This is a genomic window from Sphingomonas sp. Leaf28, from assembly GCF_001421685.1.
Classification (GTDB): Bacteria; Pseudomonadota; Alphaproteobacteria; order Sphingomonadales; family Sphingomonadaceae; genus Sphingomonas; species Sphingomonas aurantiaca.
The window spans coordinates 383,243-397,437 of sequence record NZ_LMKX01000009.1 but is presented as its reverse complement, the minus strand read 5'-3'; the positions used below and the strand labels follow the sequence as shown (position 1 = coordinate 397,437).

The 14,195-nt window shown below is 57.8% G+C and carries 18 protein-coding genes; 15 read left to right on the top strand and 3 right to left on the bottom strand.

Annotated features, from left to right (window positions below; genetic code table 11):
- Positions 1-35: 35 nt before the first annotated feature.
- Positions 36-305, top strand: coding sequence for a hypothetical protein (locus tag ASE79_RS15035; protein WP_056418239.1), 270 nt, complete (start codon positions 36-38; stop codon positions 303-305).
- A 25-nt stretch (positions 306-330) separates the two neighbouring features.
- Here the strand turns inward: ASE79_RS15035 and ASE79_RS15030 are convergent, their stop codons facing one another.
- Complete coding sequence (locus ASE79_RS15030) at positions 331-927, bottom strand: hypothetical protein (protein WP_156359712.1); 597 nt, start codon at positions 925-927, stop codon at positions 331-333.
- A gap of 86 nt (positions 928-1,013) precedes the next feature.
- On the opposite strand from ASE79_RS15030, the gene ASE79_RS21040 reads away from it, so the two are divergent.
- Together ASE79_RS21040 and ASE79_RS15020 are read left to right on the top strand one after the other, a co-directional pair.
- Positions 1,014-1,556, top strand: a complete 543-nt coding sequence (locus ASE79_RS21040; protein ID WP_156359711.1) for a hypothetical protein — start codon at positions 1,014-1,016, stop codon at positions 1,554-1,556.
- Positions 1,553-2,938 (top strand): terminase large subunit domain-containing protein, encoded by a 1,386-nt coding sequence (locus ASE79_RS15020; RefSeq protein ID WP_082445335.1) that lies wholly within the window; start codon positions 1,553-1,555, stop codon positions 2,936-2,938. The genes ASE79_RS21040 and ASE79_RS15020 overlap by 4 nt, the downstream gene beginning before the upstream one ends.
- Here ASE79_RS15020 and ASE79_RS15015 read toward each other — a convergent pair.
- Positions 2,935-3,564: a hypothetical protein gene (locus ASE79_RS15015; protein ID WP_156359710.1), complete on the bottom strand. Its 630-nt coding sequence runs from the start codon at positions 3,562-3,564 to the stop codon at positions 2,935-2,937. The genes ASE79_RS15020 and ASE79_RS15015 overlap by 4 nt on opposite strands.
- A gap of 108 nt (positions 3,565-3,672) precedes the next feature.
- Here ASE79_RS15015 and ASE79_RS15010 point away from each other — a divergent pair, with 108 nt between their 5' ends.
- The 12 genes from ASE79_RS15010 (at position 3,673) to ASE79_RS14955 (ending at position 13,705) form a co-directional block, all read left to right on the top strand.
- Complete coding sequence (locus tag ASE79_RS15010) at positions 3,673-5,064, top strand: phage portal protein (RefSeq protein WP_056418226.1); 1,392 nt, start codon at positions 3,673-3,675, stop codon at positions 5,062-5,064.
- Positions 5,057-5,851 carry an HK97 family phage prohead protease gene (locus ASE79_RS15005; protein WP_056418224.1) on the top strand — a complete coding sequence of 265 codons (795 nt, stop codon included), beginning with the start codon at positions 5,057-5,059 and terminating at the stop codon, positions 5,849-5,851. Before ASE79_RS15010 ends, ASE79_RS15005 begins: the two co-directional genes overlap by 8 nt.
- Positions 5,852-5,991: 140 nt before the next feature.
- Positions 5,992-7,200: a phage major capsid protein gene (locus tag ASE79_RS15000; RefSeq protein ID WP_056418221.1), complete on the top strand. Its 1,209-nt coding sequence runs from the start codon at positions 5,992-5,994 to the stop codon at positions 7,198-7,200.
- A 99-nt stretch (positions 7,201-7,299) separates the two neighbouring features.
- Positions 7,300-7,893 (top strand): DnaT-like ssDNA-binding protein, encoded by a 594-nt coding sequence (locus tag ASE79_RS14995; protein WP_056418219.1) that lies wholly within the window; start codon positions 7,300-7,302, stop codon positions 7,891-7,893.
- Positions 7,886-8,203 carry a hypothetical protein gene (locus ASE79_RS14990; RefSeq protein WP_056418216.1) on the top strand — a complete coding sequence of 106 codons (318 nt, stop codon included), beginning with the start codon at positions 7,886-7,888 and terminating at the stop codon, positions 8,201-8,203. Before ASE79_RS14995 ends, ASE79_RS14990 begins: the two co-directional genes overlap by 8 nt.
- A complete protein-coding gene (locus ASE79_RS14985; RefSeq protein ID WP_056418213.1) occupies positions 8,200-8,541 on the top strand; it encodes a hypothetical protein in 342 nt (113 codons plus the stop codon). The genes ASE79_RS14990 and ASE79_RS14985 overlap by 4 nt, the downstream gene beginning before the upstream one ends.
- Entirely contained in the window at positions 8,538-8,891 is a 354-nt protein-coding gene (locus ASE79_RS14980; protein WP_056418211.1) for a hypothetical protein, read from the top strand. Before ASE79_RS14985 ends, ASE79_RS14980 begins: the two co-directional genes overlap by 4 nt.
- 60 nt (positions 8,892-8,951) lie before the next feature.
- Entirely contained in the window at positions 8,952-9,416 is a 465-nt protein-coding gene (locus tag ASE79_RS14975) for a hypothetical protein (RefSeq protein ID WP_056418207.1), read from the top strand.
- Between the two features lie 74 nt (positions 9,417-9,490).
- Positions 9,491-9,898, top strand: coding sequence for a hypothetical protein (locus ASE79_RS14970; protein WP_056418204.1), 408 nt, complete (start codon positions 9,491-9,493; stop codon positions 9,896-9,898).
- A 269-nt stretch (positions 9,899-10,167) separates the two neighbouring features.
- Positions 10,168-12,855, top strand: a complete 2,688-nt coding sequence (locus tag ASE79_RS14965; protein WP_156359709.1) for a tape measure protein — start codon at positions 10,168-10,170, stop codon at positions 12,853-12,855.
- Positions 12,855-13,187: a hypothetical protein gene (locus tag ASE79_RS14960; protein WP_056418198.1), complete on the top strand. Its 333-nt coding sequence runs from the start codon at positions 12,855-12,857 to the stop codon at positions 13,185-13,187. Before ASE79_RS14965 ends, ASE79_RS14960 begins: the two co-directional genes overlap by 1 nt.
- Positions 13,184-13,705: a hypothetical protein gene (locus ASE79_RS14955; RefSeq protein ID WP_056418194.1), complete on the top strand. Its 522-nt coding sequence runs from the start codon at positions 13,184-13,186 to the stop codon at positions 13,703-13,705. The genes ASE79_RS14960 and ASE79_RS14955 overlap by 4 nt, the downstream gene beginning before the upstream one ends.
- Here the strand turns inward: ASE79_RS14955 and ASE79_RS21035 are convergent.
- On the bottom strand, positions 13,656-14,189 hold the full coding sequence (locus ASE79_RS21035) for a hypothetical protein (RefSeq protein ID WP_156359708.1): 534 nt from the start codon (positions 14,187-14,189) through the stop codon (positions 13,656-13,658). The genes ASE79_RS14955 and ASE79_RS21035 overlap by 50 nt on opposite strands.
- Between the last annotated feature and the right edge of the window lie 6 nt (positions 14,190-14,195).

Genomic DNA, 14,195 nt, shown 5'->3' with positions numbered 1-14,195 from the left:
TGCCCTACCATCACGTTGCGAGACCAGGAGGGCCTATGAGCAACCGACAGCTTGAAGAACGCATGGAGCGCGAACACGACGCCCAGATCGCGGACGCCCTCGGGATCAGCGCCGAGGATTACGAGCTGCTGGAACCACGCATTGAGCCGGTCGATAGCGACGGTGGCACCGTCGGCCTGGATGTCTATTTCGACGAGGGATCAGACCCTGAGATAATCGCCAAAATCCCTGGAGCGGAAATCGGCGGCTTCAAGCGCATTGGCTACATCGACTTCGATGGCCCAGATGAGCCGGATCACATCTGACCGGCTTTTTTAGTCTCTAAAGAAATCAGCGCCCAACGCGGTGCCTCGTCACGATGGCGTTGACCTCTGCCCCAAAGAGCGCCTGCTCCAGCGCATCCGTTTGCGCCCGTGTGGCGATTTGCTTGCCGCAGATGCTTTGCTGCCATTCGTGTCCCTCACTCATCCGCTCAGTAAAGCGCACCAAAACACCCTCTGCGACGCTCTCAAGCTGAAACACGCCCTGGAACGCGCACCACGTATCCGGTCGGGCGATTTGCGACGGTAGCGGGCCGAATGTCGCGTCCAGGGCAGCAACGACGGCCTCGCGGTCAGCAGCCGCGAACAGCCACGTCATCTTCATATCGCGCCCGCCAGACCAGACGGTTTCCCTGATAATCGGCGCTTTCCAGTCAATTTCCTCGCGGAAATTGCCCACTCGCACGTCACAAGTGCGATCGATTGGCTCCTTGCTGACTGTGACGCAGTTCTTGACATAGAAGTTGCGTTTGAACTCCACAGTCGTGTTCATCATGCCATTCTTGTCGAACCGAGGGTAAAGTCCGTCATGCTCATACTTGCTGGCATCCTGGGCCGCTGCGCTAGTTGTCATCAGCCCTGCGATCAGTCCTAGTAACAGTTTCATAGTAAGTTCCTTCCATTGAGCGTGTCACTCAAGTGTCGTCTTTTGGGATCGTCAAGCTAAGAATGGCTCTCTGACTAAGTAGAGCTATGAGCCTACCTCCCGACGACAAAACAGCAAAGAAGCACTGGCTAAAGCAGGAAGCACCTCTTGGTCGACCATGGGGGACACCTGACCCCGGCCTCACTCAAGTATCTAGTCCTGCTGACATTCGGGAGATTGTCACGCGGGAAAGCCAGGGTGAGCAAGTTCCTACCTACCGCCAGCGCACTGCCAGCAATCTGCCCGATCCCGTTGCGCGCAGTCAGGGGATGATCCGGCAGTTCACGCAAAAGGGCATCGCCGCCGACAAGTTCATGAAGCAGTGCGAGAACGTCGAGGACATGATCCTCTTCATGGCGCTGTATGGTGACATGGAGGACGACAAAAAGGGTGCGCTGTTCGTCAAGCTGAGCAAAATCCTCTTCGACGCACAGAAGGAAGTGCAGAAGCAGAACAACATCACGTTGGACCGTGAAGCACGCCAGATCAAAAACACGCTGGAGAACCAGAAGAAGCTACAGAAGCTGTTGGAGAAGGGCGCGATTACCGTCGATGCCAAGGAGGTAAAGCCTCGGGATGGTGACGCATGACGCCACTCCAGGAACGACGCCTACTTCTTAATATCGCACGTAACCAGATGGCCAGTCTTGGCGTTCACGGCTACTATGACTGGCTCAATCAACTAGACGACGACCTATACGACCAGTTCCACGGTGCCGCATCCGATCCAGCCCTGACACTGCGACCAAAGCAGGAGATGCCTGAGGGTGACTGGTATATCTGGATGCTCCGCACGGGACGAGGCTTCGGCAAGAACCACGCCGCCAGTTGCGCGATCAATCAGCTGGTGGAGTTTGAGTTTCCCGGCAAACAGGGTCTGATCGTTGGCGCGACGTTTAAGGACGTTCGCAGCACCATCTTCGAAGGACCAAGCGGCCTCAAGAACACTGCTCGTCCTGGCATGGAGCCGATCCTAAGCGAGCATCACGCGGAAATCCGCTGGCCCAACGGCAGCAAGGCGGCGATCCGCACCGGCTACAACCCGCAGGACATTCGTGGTCTGTCGGTGCCGTGGGCTTACGCGGACGAGCTTATTAAATGGCCCAAGGGCCAGGTCAGCTTCGACAATATCGCCATGTGCGTGCGTGAAGGCGAGCGTCCTCGCATCATCCTCACGTCTACGCCGCTGCGCGGTGCCGAATGGCTCAAGCGGATCGAAGCGCGTGAGGATTGCCACGTCACCACGGGTAGCAGCCGCGAGAACGTCAACCTGCCCGACGCCTTCTTCACCGGCCAGGGACAGCTTGAGAGCAAGAAATACGCTGAGGAAGCCGACGGTGAGTGGGTCACGGAGAACGGCGCACTCTGGAGCCGTAGCCAGCTGGACGAGGTAACGGTTCTCAACAACCGCGTTCCCGATCTCAGCTTCCTCGAAACGTGCGAGCGCCGTCAGATCAGCATCGACCCCAGCCAGGGCAAGCGAGATTTGGCCGGAATGAGCCTCCAGGCCGTCAAGGATCGCACCTATTGGGTCATGGGCGACCTGACGCCCGACAAGACTATGAAGATCAGCGATTGGACGGCGCACCTTCGCAAGCAGGTGAAGCGATACCTCAAGCCCGGTGACACAATCCTCGTCGAAACCAACGGCTTCGCGGGCATTGACGAGACATTGCAGCGCGAATTCCCAGACATGCACGTCATTGGCAAGTTCCACACCGGCAAAGACAGCCAGAAGGTCGCAAGGGCAGAACGGGCGCAGATGCTCTACCAGAACGGCAAAGTGCGCCACTTCAACCCATTTCCGCAGCTAGAGCGCCAGATGATGGAGTTCTACGATGTCGTAGATAGCAGCACGGAAAGCCCTGACCGAGCGGATGCGCTCATTACCGGCCTGAACTGGCTGGAGGAGTTGCCGCCGCCGACGATCGCCGTGCTGAACCTCGGACTACAAGGCGGCTTCGCCTTCTAAGCGTCAGGGTTGTCCGGCACTACGTCCGGCCCCTCTAGGAAGAAGTGGGCTTGCTTGGCCAGCATGGTAAATCTGACCGCATCAGCTGCCGTAATATCGTCGCCATGCGCGGCGGCGTTCCGCAGTCCGTTGAGATCGGACAGCAGGGAATACGTGCTGGCGGTAATCTGTCCCGCCTGGAAAAGCATTTTTGCCGCTGCGCGGAATGCAAGTTGACCGTGATTGGAAACCGCGGCGGTCGCGTATTGGGGTAGCAACGGAAGCGCGCGTTTTTTTACCTCCGTCTCAATTGAACGCCACGCGTCAACCACCGCAGCCGCTGGCGACAAAGCAATTAGCTGAGCGGTTCGCGCGTCGGGGAGGCCGATGCCTGCCGGTTCAGGTGCCGCAGCGGGCAAAGCCGTGGTAGCTTCTGCCTCTGCCTCGTCTAGCCGTTCCCCGAAGTCGAGCGAGTTATCCCCCAGGGATAGCTTCTTCAATCGATCGACCAGTTTCCTGATTTGAGCGCGGAAAAGGAAGGCGATGGCGAAAGCCGCAATCGGCCACGCGATGGACCCGACCAACGAGGACACGAACGTCATCCAATCCATGGCGTCGTCCGGCTTTACGATCTTCAATGTCAGCATTCTGTCCCCCCACTGGAGCATAACCGAGCCGCAGCGCAAGGCAACCGCTGCAAAACGTCCAAAGCACCCCTTTGACTAAGTAGCTGACAATAGAAGTCAGAGGTAGTCATGGGAGTTTTCGATTTTTTCAGGGGCGCAGCTGGTGAGGTCTTGGCCAAGAACGCCGACGACATCCTCGCCCCGCACCTGCATGAACTACTCGACGTTGCACACAAAGACTTCGACTACAGCAATCAGCTACCGATTTCGCAGACGGCCAATCTGGGTGTCTATGTTTCCCAGCTAACCGGGACCGAATGGGGTGACTGTAAGACGTTCGCCAAGAAGGCCGAACTGCTACTGCAAAAATGTCCCGTTAGCCGCGCTTGCATCGAAATGCGCGCACAGGGAATCCAGAATGTTACGTTGAAGATCAGCGATAGCCGCGCAACCAAGAGGATGCTGGCAAGCCCCAACGCCGTCGAGCGCACCACCGGCACATTCCTAAAGAACGCCGAAATTGGCCTCAGCGTCGGCGGCGACTTGTATGTGTTCTACGACCTGAAGGTTCCTGGCCTGCCTCAGATGCACACCTTTCGACAGGACTTGATGTTCAAGAACGTCGAGAAGAAGCGTTTTGAATATGTGCCTGGGAAGCTGCGCGGCGACAACACTCCGCACTTCTGGTTTAACTACGATGCCGCAGGCAAGACGACCGCAGCGTTCAACCGCAACGGCGTGCAGTTCAACGGCGCTCTCCAGCACATCAGCTACTTTGATCCAATCAACCCGCTCCAGGGCGCAGGAGCAGGTGACAGCGCGATCCGCAGCGTCCAGAACTACCTTGCCATTGACGACCTCATCCGTCGCAAGCTGGCAAGCGGCGGCGCAAAAAACGGCTACTTCAAGACACAGGGCATCTACAGCGATGCTGACCTCGCTCGCGTTCAGACGCAGATGGCGGGCCTGACTTCGTCGGGCAGCACCCAGCTTCTAGCGGGCCTGGACTTCGAAGCCGCGCAGCTGACGTTTGCTGAACTCCAGCTCGACATCCTTCGCGACAAGGCCGCTGACGCGATCTGCACCGCGTTCGGCGTCAACAGCGCGATGGTCAACGTCGGTGAGGCAACGCACGCCAACCTGCGCGGTATGGACAAGATCTTCTACCGCAACTTCATTGGCCCTGAGGCTCATTGGCTGATTGGGCAGTTGGAGTGGGGCATCCAGCAGTATGTGGACGAAAGCGCCACCGTTGCTGTTGATGAAACCGCCATCCAGCACATTCAGGACGACTTGGACGACAAGGTAGTCAAGTGGGCGCAGAGCGGTGTCGTCACCATTGACGAATGCCGCGCAGTGATCGGCCTTCCTCCTCTGCCAAATGGCGAAGGCAAAGAACTGGCTGGCGCAAAGGCGCAGGCATCTGACGAAACAGGACTTGGACAGCCCGACGAAAAGCCGGGTGGTGAGACTTCATTCAACGCGAACGCGGGAGACCGAGGAGATAGGAACAATGGCTAAGGGCATCCAGTTTAAGTCGTTCAAGGCGGATGCCTTTGACTACGAGAATGGCACAGTAGAGGGTTACGCCAGCACCTTTGGCAACATCGACAAGGTGCAGGACGTTGTAACTCCCGGCGCGTTCAAGACCGCGCTACTCAACGGGCCTGATCGCGTCCGCTTCTTGTGGGAACATGACCGCAAGGAAGTCATCGGCGTAATCGAGAGCTTGGAGGAAGACACCAAGGGACTGCGCTTCCGCGCACGCTTTGCAGGCACCCAGCGCGCCCAAGAGACGCGCGAACTCATGAAGATGGGCGCAGTTGACAGCTTCTCGATTGGCTACCGCGTTCTCCAGGAACAAAAGGGTTCGCACAAGGGCAAGAGCGTCAACTTCCTTAAGGAGATCCAGTTGCTGGAGGTGTCGTGCGTGGCATGGCCCTGCAACGTGGAAGCGCGCATGTCCGCTATCAAGAGTGAACTGGACGAACGCTTCGACGGCCTGACACTCGATCAGCAAGCCCTCATTGAGAATTTCATCGGCTTCCTAGAAGCCGAGACGGAGCAGAAGTCAGACGAGGCTGATAAGCCGTTCATCGAACGCACCGATGCCGCTGTCCACATCGACCTGACCGCTATCAAGACGGAACAGGAATGGCTTTTCGTGGAAGATGCCGAGCAGCTGAAGTCCGAAGAGGATGCCGCAGAAGCGCCAGAGAGCGTCACTGAGGACACTGCTGAACTAGAAGCAGTCGCGGAAGCACTCGCACTGTTCAACCTCGCACAGGCCCTAAAGTCCGCGCTCTGAGGCGCGCGGACCCCAACTACCAGTCTGACTAAGTAGAGTTGCAGCCAGTCGGCAACGTCCGACCCGGCACTACGGTCCCAGGAGCCGCATTAGCACTCGTGGGCCACCCGAAAAACAAAAACAATAACAGGGAGGCTCACATGAGCACTGAAAACAAGAACATCGTGGAGGACATCCAGACTTCGCTGGCTACTCTGCGCCAGAAGGCTGAAGATGGCGCAACCAAGGGCGAACTGAGTGCTCTGGAAAACCACATCGACGGTAAGATCACCGCTCTACAGGCAGCCTTTGCAGCGGCTAACACCGTGTCGGTTGATACCGTCGTCGATACTTCTGGGATGGAGAAGGCTGCGATTGGTCGCTTCTTCGCCAAGGGCAATGACGTTCTCAGCGCAGTTGATGGTCAGGGCCGTGTCCAGGTCAAGGCGGTTGGCGATCAGGCATCGCTTAGCGTTTCCCCAGAAGGCGGCATCCTGCTTCCTAAGGTCTTCGGCCCAATGGTCGACGGCATCAACAAGAAGGCTTCGCCACTACGCGGTCTGGCTACCGTTGTTCGCGGCGGCATGGGTTACACCACCCCAATCAAGACCAAGAAGGGTGACGCTGCGACCCGTCTCGAAATGGGCAACATCCACAGCTCGCCTACTCCTCAGTATGACACTCTGGCACACACCTTCTTCGAGGTGAACGCTGAGGAAGTCGCTACTGTGTGGGCGCACCAGGGTGACACTGCTCCTTACGATCTCGTTCAGGGCATCATCCAGGACGTGCTTGAGAGCATGGCAGAGGAAGAGGACAACCAGTTCCTGAACGGCGTTCACCAGAACGCAAAGGGTTCGGGCGGCTTTGTCAACAATGGTCTACTGACCCAGACCAAGCTGACCGTTGGCGTAGACCGCTACACCAACGTCATCGGCTCTATGGGCGGCATTGAGACCAAGGCAATTGACGCAGACGCAGACGACATCCTCGAACTGCTTCACACCCTGCACGGTCGCTACACCAGCAAGGCAATCCTGGGTTCGCGTGAACTCCAGAAGACTTTGCTGACCCAGAAGGACGCGAACGGCAACTACATCCTGACGATGGGTAACATCCAGGGCGGCGCGTTCCCGCAGGTTTGGGGCGTTAGCTTCATTGCCGACGACTTCATCGGTGAGGATGCGAACATCCACGCAGTGCTGGCAGACTTCCGTCAGGCAGTCACCATCGTTGACGCTTCGGACGTTGCATGGACCGTTGATCCTTACACCGACAAGCGCGTCGTGAAGTATCTGGGTCGTCGCCGCACCAGCAGCGCGATCAAGAACTACAACGCAATCCGTGCGCTCTACAAGAAGAGCGTCTAAGTCTCAGGACTGCGAAATGGAGGCCCCGGCGGAAACGTCGGGGCTTTCCAGTCTCTGACGCTTCTCTCGCTAAGTAGACTACAACTAGCGAGGGCGCTCATGGCGGATATTGATTACAAAGCATTGGTCGTGACTGACGGCCCTGACCAAAACAGCTACATCACAATCGATGAAGCAAACCTGCTGTTCCTGACACTCGCGCCCAGCTTCCTCGGTGACGATACGGCGCAGCTTAACGATACGGATGTTCGCTTCCTGATCGAAGCAGGCCGCGATCTGGACGCACTGTGGTCATTCAAAGGACAGCCCACCAGCAACGCGCAGAATATGGCGTGGCCGCGCATCTATGTTGAGAAGCCCGGCTTTGAGGTGCCAGCCGAACCAATGGACGGTGACGCATTCCTCCAGTTCAAAATCGACTACCTCACGGCTGGCCGCACAATCATTCCTTATTTGGATCACCTGACCGTTCCGCGCCCGATCAAGGAAGCACAGGCGCTGCTCGCGCTCCTGCGTAAGCTGGGCAAGAACCCGGTTGGCGACAACCAGGGTGACGCCAAGGGCCTCCAGCTGGATAGCGGCTTCAAGGTCGATTACGTCAATGCGCTCAGGGACAGCGCAGACATCCATCGCCTGCTTTCCGGCCTGGGCGTGTTCATTGGCGACCGCCTCTTGAGGTCGCGCAATGGCTGATTTTGGCGCGACGGTCACAAAGCAGATTGAGCGTTACGGCCAGCCCTGCACGATCACCTATCCTGCGATCGGCATTGGCAGCACCGCGCAGCCTGCTTCCACGGCCAAAACATCCGTCCTGCTCAAGCAAAAGAGCGTGTTCACGGGAGGCGCGACACCGGCCTTCGTCACGATAGCGACGTTCGGCCCGACCAAGCGCAGCCTAAGCGGTGCCAAGATCACCGTGGGCGGTAAGACCTACAACGTCGTTGGCGTCGTGGAGCGTATCGCGGACGGTAAGACCTTCATCCAGCGGGTGACGCTGGGATGAGCGACGGCAGCGCGGAGTGGGTCAAGGAATTGGATCGGATGATCGCGGCGCTGGAAGGCCCTGCGATCGAGGAGGGCATGACGGCCTGGACGAACCAGATCGTTGTCCCTGCCGCACGCAGGCTCGTTCCCAAGCTGACGCGCGCTACTGAGCGCAGCATCGGCGCAGTGGCTGGCCCCGGTGGCGCAGTCGTGTTCGCTACGACCCATTACGCACCAATCATTGAGTTTGGCGGCGGCACGCGAATGGCCAGTCCATTCCTTATGCCCGCGATCCTCTTGTCACTACCACGCCTTGGTGAGTTCATCGCCCGCGCAGTCTTTAGGAGGAGCATGTGAACCCGCTCGACAACATCATTCTCGAACTGGAGCGCATCGTTGGCGAGGACGCCAACATCCAGGTGTTTCTACCCGTCCAGACGGGATGGCTCGACTATGGCCTTCCTGCCGAACAGGGTCCTTATCCCTGCCTGCGTATCGATGGCCTAACGTCACTCGATGACAAGCTAAACCGCTACTACCTGAACTTGAAGTTGTGGGGCATGGACATGGGCATTGGCTTCATTGAACAGATTGAGCAGCTTCGTGCGGCACTCGCGACTTCCGACAAGTTCCACTGCATGGGTTATATCCATCAGCCAGAGCCTGCCCGCAACTGCTCGGTTTTCGCGATGACCTTCATCCCCTAAAATCCGACCAACCGCGGAATCCCATTAAGTAGTGGACTACGACATTTGTTGGAGGACACTATGACTACACCTACTACTTCGTTTGCGCTCGGCAAGTATGCGCGCCTCAAGGTCGGCCCCGCGCCAACCGATGATGGTGTTCGCCCCGCAGACAACACGTTCAAGCTCGTTGAGACTGAGAACGAAATCGAATTGACCTGGAAGAGCGACAAGGAAAAGGTCAAGACCAAGTCCAAGGGTTCGCTTACCCTGCCAGAGGGCGATGAGGAATGGCAGATCAAGGCAACTTGTGACGCGGCTCTCGCCGATGAGGGTTACGCTGAACTACTCGCCACCATGAGCGGCGCGCGTTGGGTTCAGATTGTCGATACCAAGACGAGCAAGGTGCAGATGGAAGGCGTGTTCACCGCGTCTGACATGAGCTTTAAGGCTCCGCAGGCTGGCGTGCGTCAGTCCACCTTCACGCTCGACAACAGCGATGCAGTCAACCTGTATCTCGCAACTGGCGGTCGCGCGACCTCGTAAGGGCAGTTCACCTTACGGACTAAGTAGACTGGCAGCGGTCCTCCACTGCCAGTCTATTCTGTCTGAGGTGATTAATGCCACTACCAAGTTCGATCCGCACTTCCACTTTCCACTACAACGGTGCGTCGCTGCGCCTCCAGGCATCTTTTGCCAACTTGGAACGGCTCAAGCAGGCAACTGGTAAGTCGCCGTTCGACTACATCTTCACTGCCATGGACATGGAAGAGGTAGACGATCTGATGGAAATGATCCGCACCCTCTTTTTCAATCTACAGGCCGATGTCGAGCCATACACTGAGGCTCAAGTCCACGACTGGCTTTTTGGCGAGTTCATGGGCTTCTTCAACGAAGAGAACATCCAGCGCGTTCAAGAGACGCTGGGCAGCATCATTGGTCTGGACCTGAAAGCCAAGCTGGAGGAGTTGGCCGCAGAAGCTGCCACTAACACTCCTAGCGAGGATGCGGCCTCCCCAAAAAAGTAAGTCGGCTGGATCAGTTGGATGCAGCTTACGCCCAACTGATCCAATCAGGTGTGCAGCCAAGTGAGGTTTGGCACATGACATGGCCCGAATACTACGTCCTCCTCATCTCCAAGTATGAGCAGGAGCAAGCTGCGCCAACTAACTCTGATCCCGAGCGCGGCAATGTCATTCGTTGCGACAGCTTCGAGGACTTTGCAGCCGTCCTCGCCGGAACCCGAGGACGCATAGAATGACCCTCTAAATAGAGCACAACAAAGTGGGGTGTCTATGTGGCGCAAGGACTAAGCTACCAGATTACAGCGGACGCCAAAGCGGCGATTGCGGAACTTAAGAAACTACAGACTACCGTTAAGTCTGTTTCCGCCGCCGTTCGTCGCGACGTGCAGGGCGTCAACTCTGCACTGCGAAGCATCAATCCCACTGGTCTTAATCGCGTCCGGTCCTCGCTACAAAGCAATGTCACCAACCCGCTGAACGCCGCCGCCCGCGCAGCGCAGAACGCATCCCAGAGCATCAACAACAGCTTCCGTGGCATCGGTGCGCCGATCCGTGGTGGCTCGTCCGCCGTCGCGTCGTTCAAGGGCAACCTCGCTGCGATGATCGCCCTCCAGGTCGCGTCCTGGGTAAAGCAGGCGGCTGGCAGCTTTACGGAGATGTCCGACGCGGCAACGAACGCGCAATCGCGCCTCCAGTTGGCGATCACCGGCTGGGGCAATTACGGTCGCGCGCAGGCCGACGTTATGGCGATCTCGCGCCTCACTCGCGCCGAGTTGAATTCGACTTCCACGCTTTACGGCAAGCTGGCGACCACGGGTAAGACGCTCGACGCTTCCCAGGCACAGGTTGCCCGCGCCACGCAGACCGTCACCACCGCGCTCAAGGTATCGGGTGCGAGCGCAACAGAAACCACCTCGACCGTTCTCCAGCTGGGTCAGGCGCTATCGTCGGGCAAGCTGAACGGCGACGAATTCCGATCCCTTGCTGAGAACGCACCGCGTCTCATGCAGCTTCTCGCCGACAGCCTGAACGTGCCCAAGGGCGCGCTCAAGAAGATGGCCAGCGACGGCGAGCTAACGGCGGACAAGCTGTTCAAGGCGTTCAACGACAAGAAGTTCACGACTGCGCTCGATGAGGAATTAAAGCGCATGCCAAAGACGTTTGGCGATGCGTTCACGGCGATCCAGAACGTTGCCGGTCAGACCTTCGCAGCGTTCAACGAGGGGGGCCAGTTCAGCCAGGCGCTTTACGATTTTGCCGACCAAGGCCAGCTGAACATGCGCGACATCATCAAGGCCGCGCGTGAGGCCGGTGGCGAAATCCGCGACAGCTTTGCAGGCTTAAGCGATGCGTTCCAGCCGCTGCTCGTCGGTGCCAACAGCGTCTTCGATGCCCTTGGCATCCGCGTCCAGTCCCTGCGTTCCCAGATCGCCGGCCTGTTGGGCATGATGGATAGCATTGCGAATGCTCCCATCCGCCTACAGAACTTCGCCAACCGTTTCGACAACAAGTGGTTTGGCACCAACAAGTCAATTGCTCCGCTCCAGAACATGGAAGGCGATTTCCAGAAGGGCTATTCCGAGAACCGCAAGAACCGCGCTCGCAGCCGTCTCGTAAGTTCTGTGCAGCGTTACAGCGGCGACTACAAGTTCGACGCTAAGGGCATGACCGACGATCAGTTGCTGGCATACAGCCGCACGGTAAAGCCGTTCAAGCAAGGCGGCAGTGGCAACATCCGCAACACTCCCGGCGTCGAGACTGAGAAGAAAAAGGGCAAGGGCGACAGCGACAAGACCAAGGAGCAGCGCGAAGCAGAGCGTCAGGCAAAGAAGTATGCCGATGCACTCCAGGAACTCGTCAACAAGAAGAACGACCTCGCACTGACGGACGATCAGCGCCAGCTTGCAGACGCACTGGAAAGCGCCGGGCTTGAGCGCAACATCAATCTGACCGGCAAGAAGGCAGATGAAGTCCGCAAGCTGGTTGCCAGCCTTCAGGAAGCGCAGAAGGGAAAGAAGCTCGCTGACACCCTCAAGGAGTTGAAGGACCGCAACGAGGAACTAAGCCAGACTGAGGAGCAGCGCGCTCTAGTTGAAGCCCGCGTCGCAGCCGGATTGCCTCGCGACCTCAAGGTCATCAACGAAAAGACCAAGGCAATCGATGAGCAGGCCGCAGCCAACTACCGTTTGGAGCAGAGCAAGAAGAAGCAGGCCGAAGACAAGGGCAAGGCCGAAGGCATCGAGAGTGAACTAAAAAGCGCCAAGGAAGAGACTGACGAAAAGGCCGCAGTGCGTGCCGATGCCAACAAGTCGCCTCTTACGCAGGCTCTGAACGCAATCGATCGCGTCAAGCAGAAGCGCGTTAATCTACTCAAGAGCCTCCAGATTGAGCAGAGCCTGCGTGACAAGTTGATCGCGCAGACCAACGAGCAGGCAGAGGCGGAGCAGAAGGATGCTCGCGCAGAAGATCAGCTGAACAAGATCGAGCGTGTCTCGGACTTGCTGGTCAACCTATGGGATAACCCCAAGGAGGCGATGAAGGGCTTCTTCAAGGAGATGTTGAAGAACCTCCTCATGAACATCGCCAAGGCTACCATTCTCAAGAAGCTGATGCCCGGTGGCGGCGGCGGTTCCATTGGTAGCATTATCGGCAACGCGATCAGCGGCGCACTCGGATTTGGTGGCGGGAAGGCAGTCGGCGGCAACGTCGATAGCAGCAAGTTCTACCTCGTGGGTGAGAAGGGTCCAGAACTCTTCGCTCCTGGTCGGGGCGGCACGATCATCCCCAACCACAAGGTCGGCGGTGGCGGTGCAACCACCGTCAGCTTGGGAGCAACCAACATCACCATCATGGGTGGGGCGAACGACAACACGGCTCAGCAGCTTGCGGCGCAGATGGATGCTTACAAGCGCAGCACCGTCCAGTTGGTCCGCAAAGAGATTGAAAGGAGCAAACGCTAATGGCGGCTCTACCATATCAGGGTGACTTGAACGTTCCGATCAGTTGGAGCGTCCAGCCCATCAAGACGACTTTTACCGCAGGTTCCTATTCGCTCAGCGGCACGATTGGCTTCAAGCCTTGGAAAAGCACGGCCACGCTTTCGTGGACGCTGCCCAAGGACAAGGCCAAGGCACTGCTCGCAGAGCTAGAGGCGGGCATGTTCAATCGCGTTTACGACTACACCTGTTCGCTACGCGGTGCAGTTCGCATTCGTCCAACTGACAGCGCAGGATTTCAGGAACGTCGCGGCACTCAGTTTGTCACGATCACCTGTGCGTTCGAGCGCGTATGACCCAGCTGAACACAACCACCTGGGATGGCTATGTCCAGCTAATCACTATCGACCTGACGGCCTATGGCGATCTCAAGTATGGCTTCATCGATAGTTCGCCCAAGACGGAAAGCAACATCAGCGTTCTGCCGCAGCTGGCGTTCGTGAAGTGGAGCAATCAGGACTTTCAACCTGTGCCGTTCAGCGTGTCGGGAAGCCAGCGCGGCGGTGAGAACCTAGTCCGACCTCGCATCAGCCTGCCTGACTTTGGCGCGGCTATGTATGTAACGCTTTCCAAATACGGTTTGGCACCCGGCGCACCTGTAATTCGCTATCAGGCACTTGCCGCTGACATCCTGGCCAACGATCCCAACGCACCGTTTCAGGAAGAGCAATACCTGTTGAACAGTGTGAGCTTCGACGGCATGGCGATCCAATTGGAACTAGCCACGCACCTTGACTACCAGCGCGCCAAGTTCCCCCGCCACACTATGTATCGTGATGAGTTCCCCGGCCTGGGATCAAATCTAACGAGGTGAATGATCGAATAGTAACCTCTGTCCCTTCGACCAACGGCACGGCAGCTTTGCAGTCCATCGCAACACTCGCTTGATTGCTGCTGATGGTCACACCATCGACGAAGCTAAACTGATCGCTCAGCTGACCAATGGCCGAAAAAAGTCGCGGTGTCGCTGATGCGATCTCTCTTAGTTCGTTCAGCCGCCGCATCACGCGCCCCACGTTCATCCGCAACTCTTCATTGCGCTTTGTGGACATAGCAGGGTTCAGCGCGTTCATTGCGCTGTAGCTGCTCAGCTCGTCTTTTCCCTCTTTCGACAGACGCAGGGCCTCTTCCGCGATGTCATGGGTATTAGTCCGCTGCCTGCGTGCTGCGCGACGGTCGGCTGTTCGCGATCGACGTCGATCAAAGAAATAGACGGTTGCGGTAAAGACGACGGCACCGGCGGTGCTCACGGCGCTCAACCAATCTGCGGCGTTTGGTGCATCGACTGGCACGGGCACTGCGAC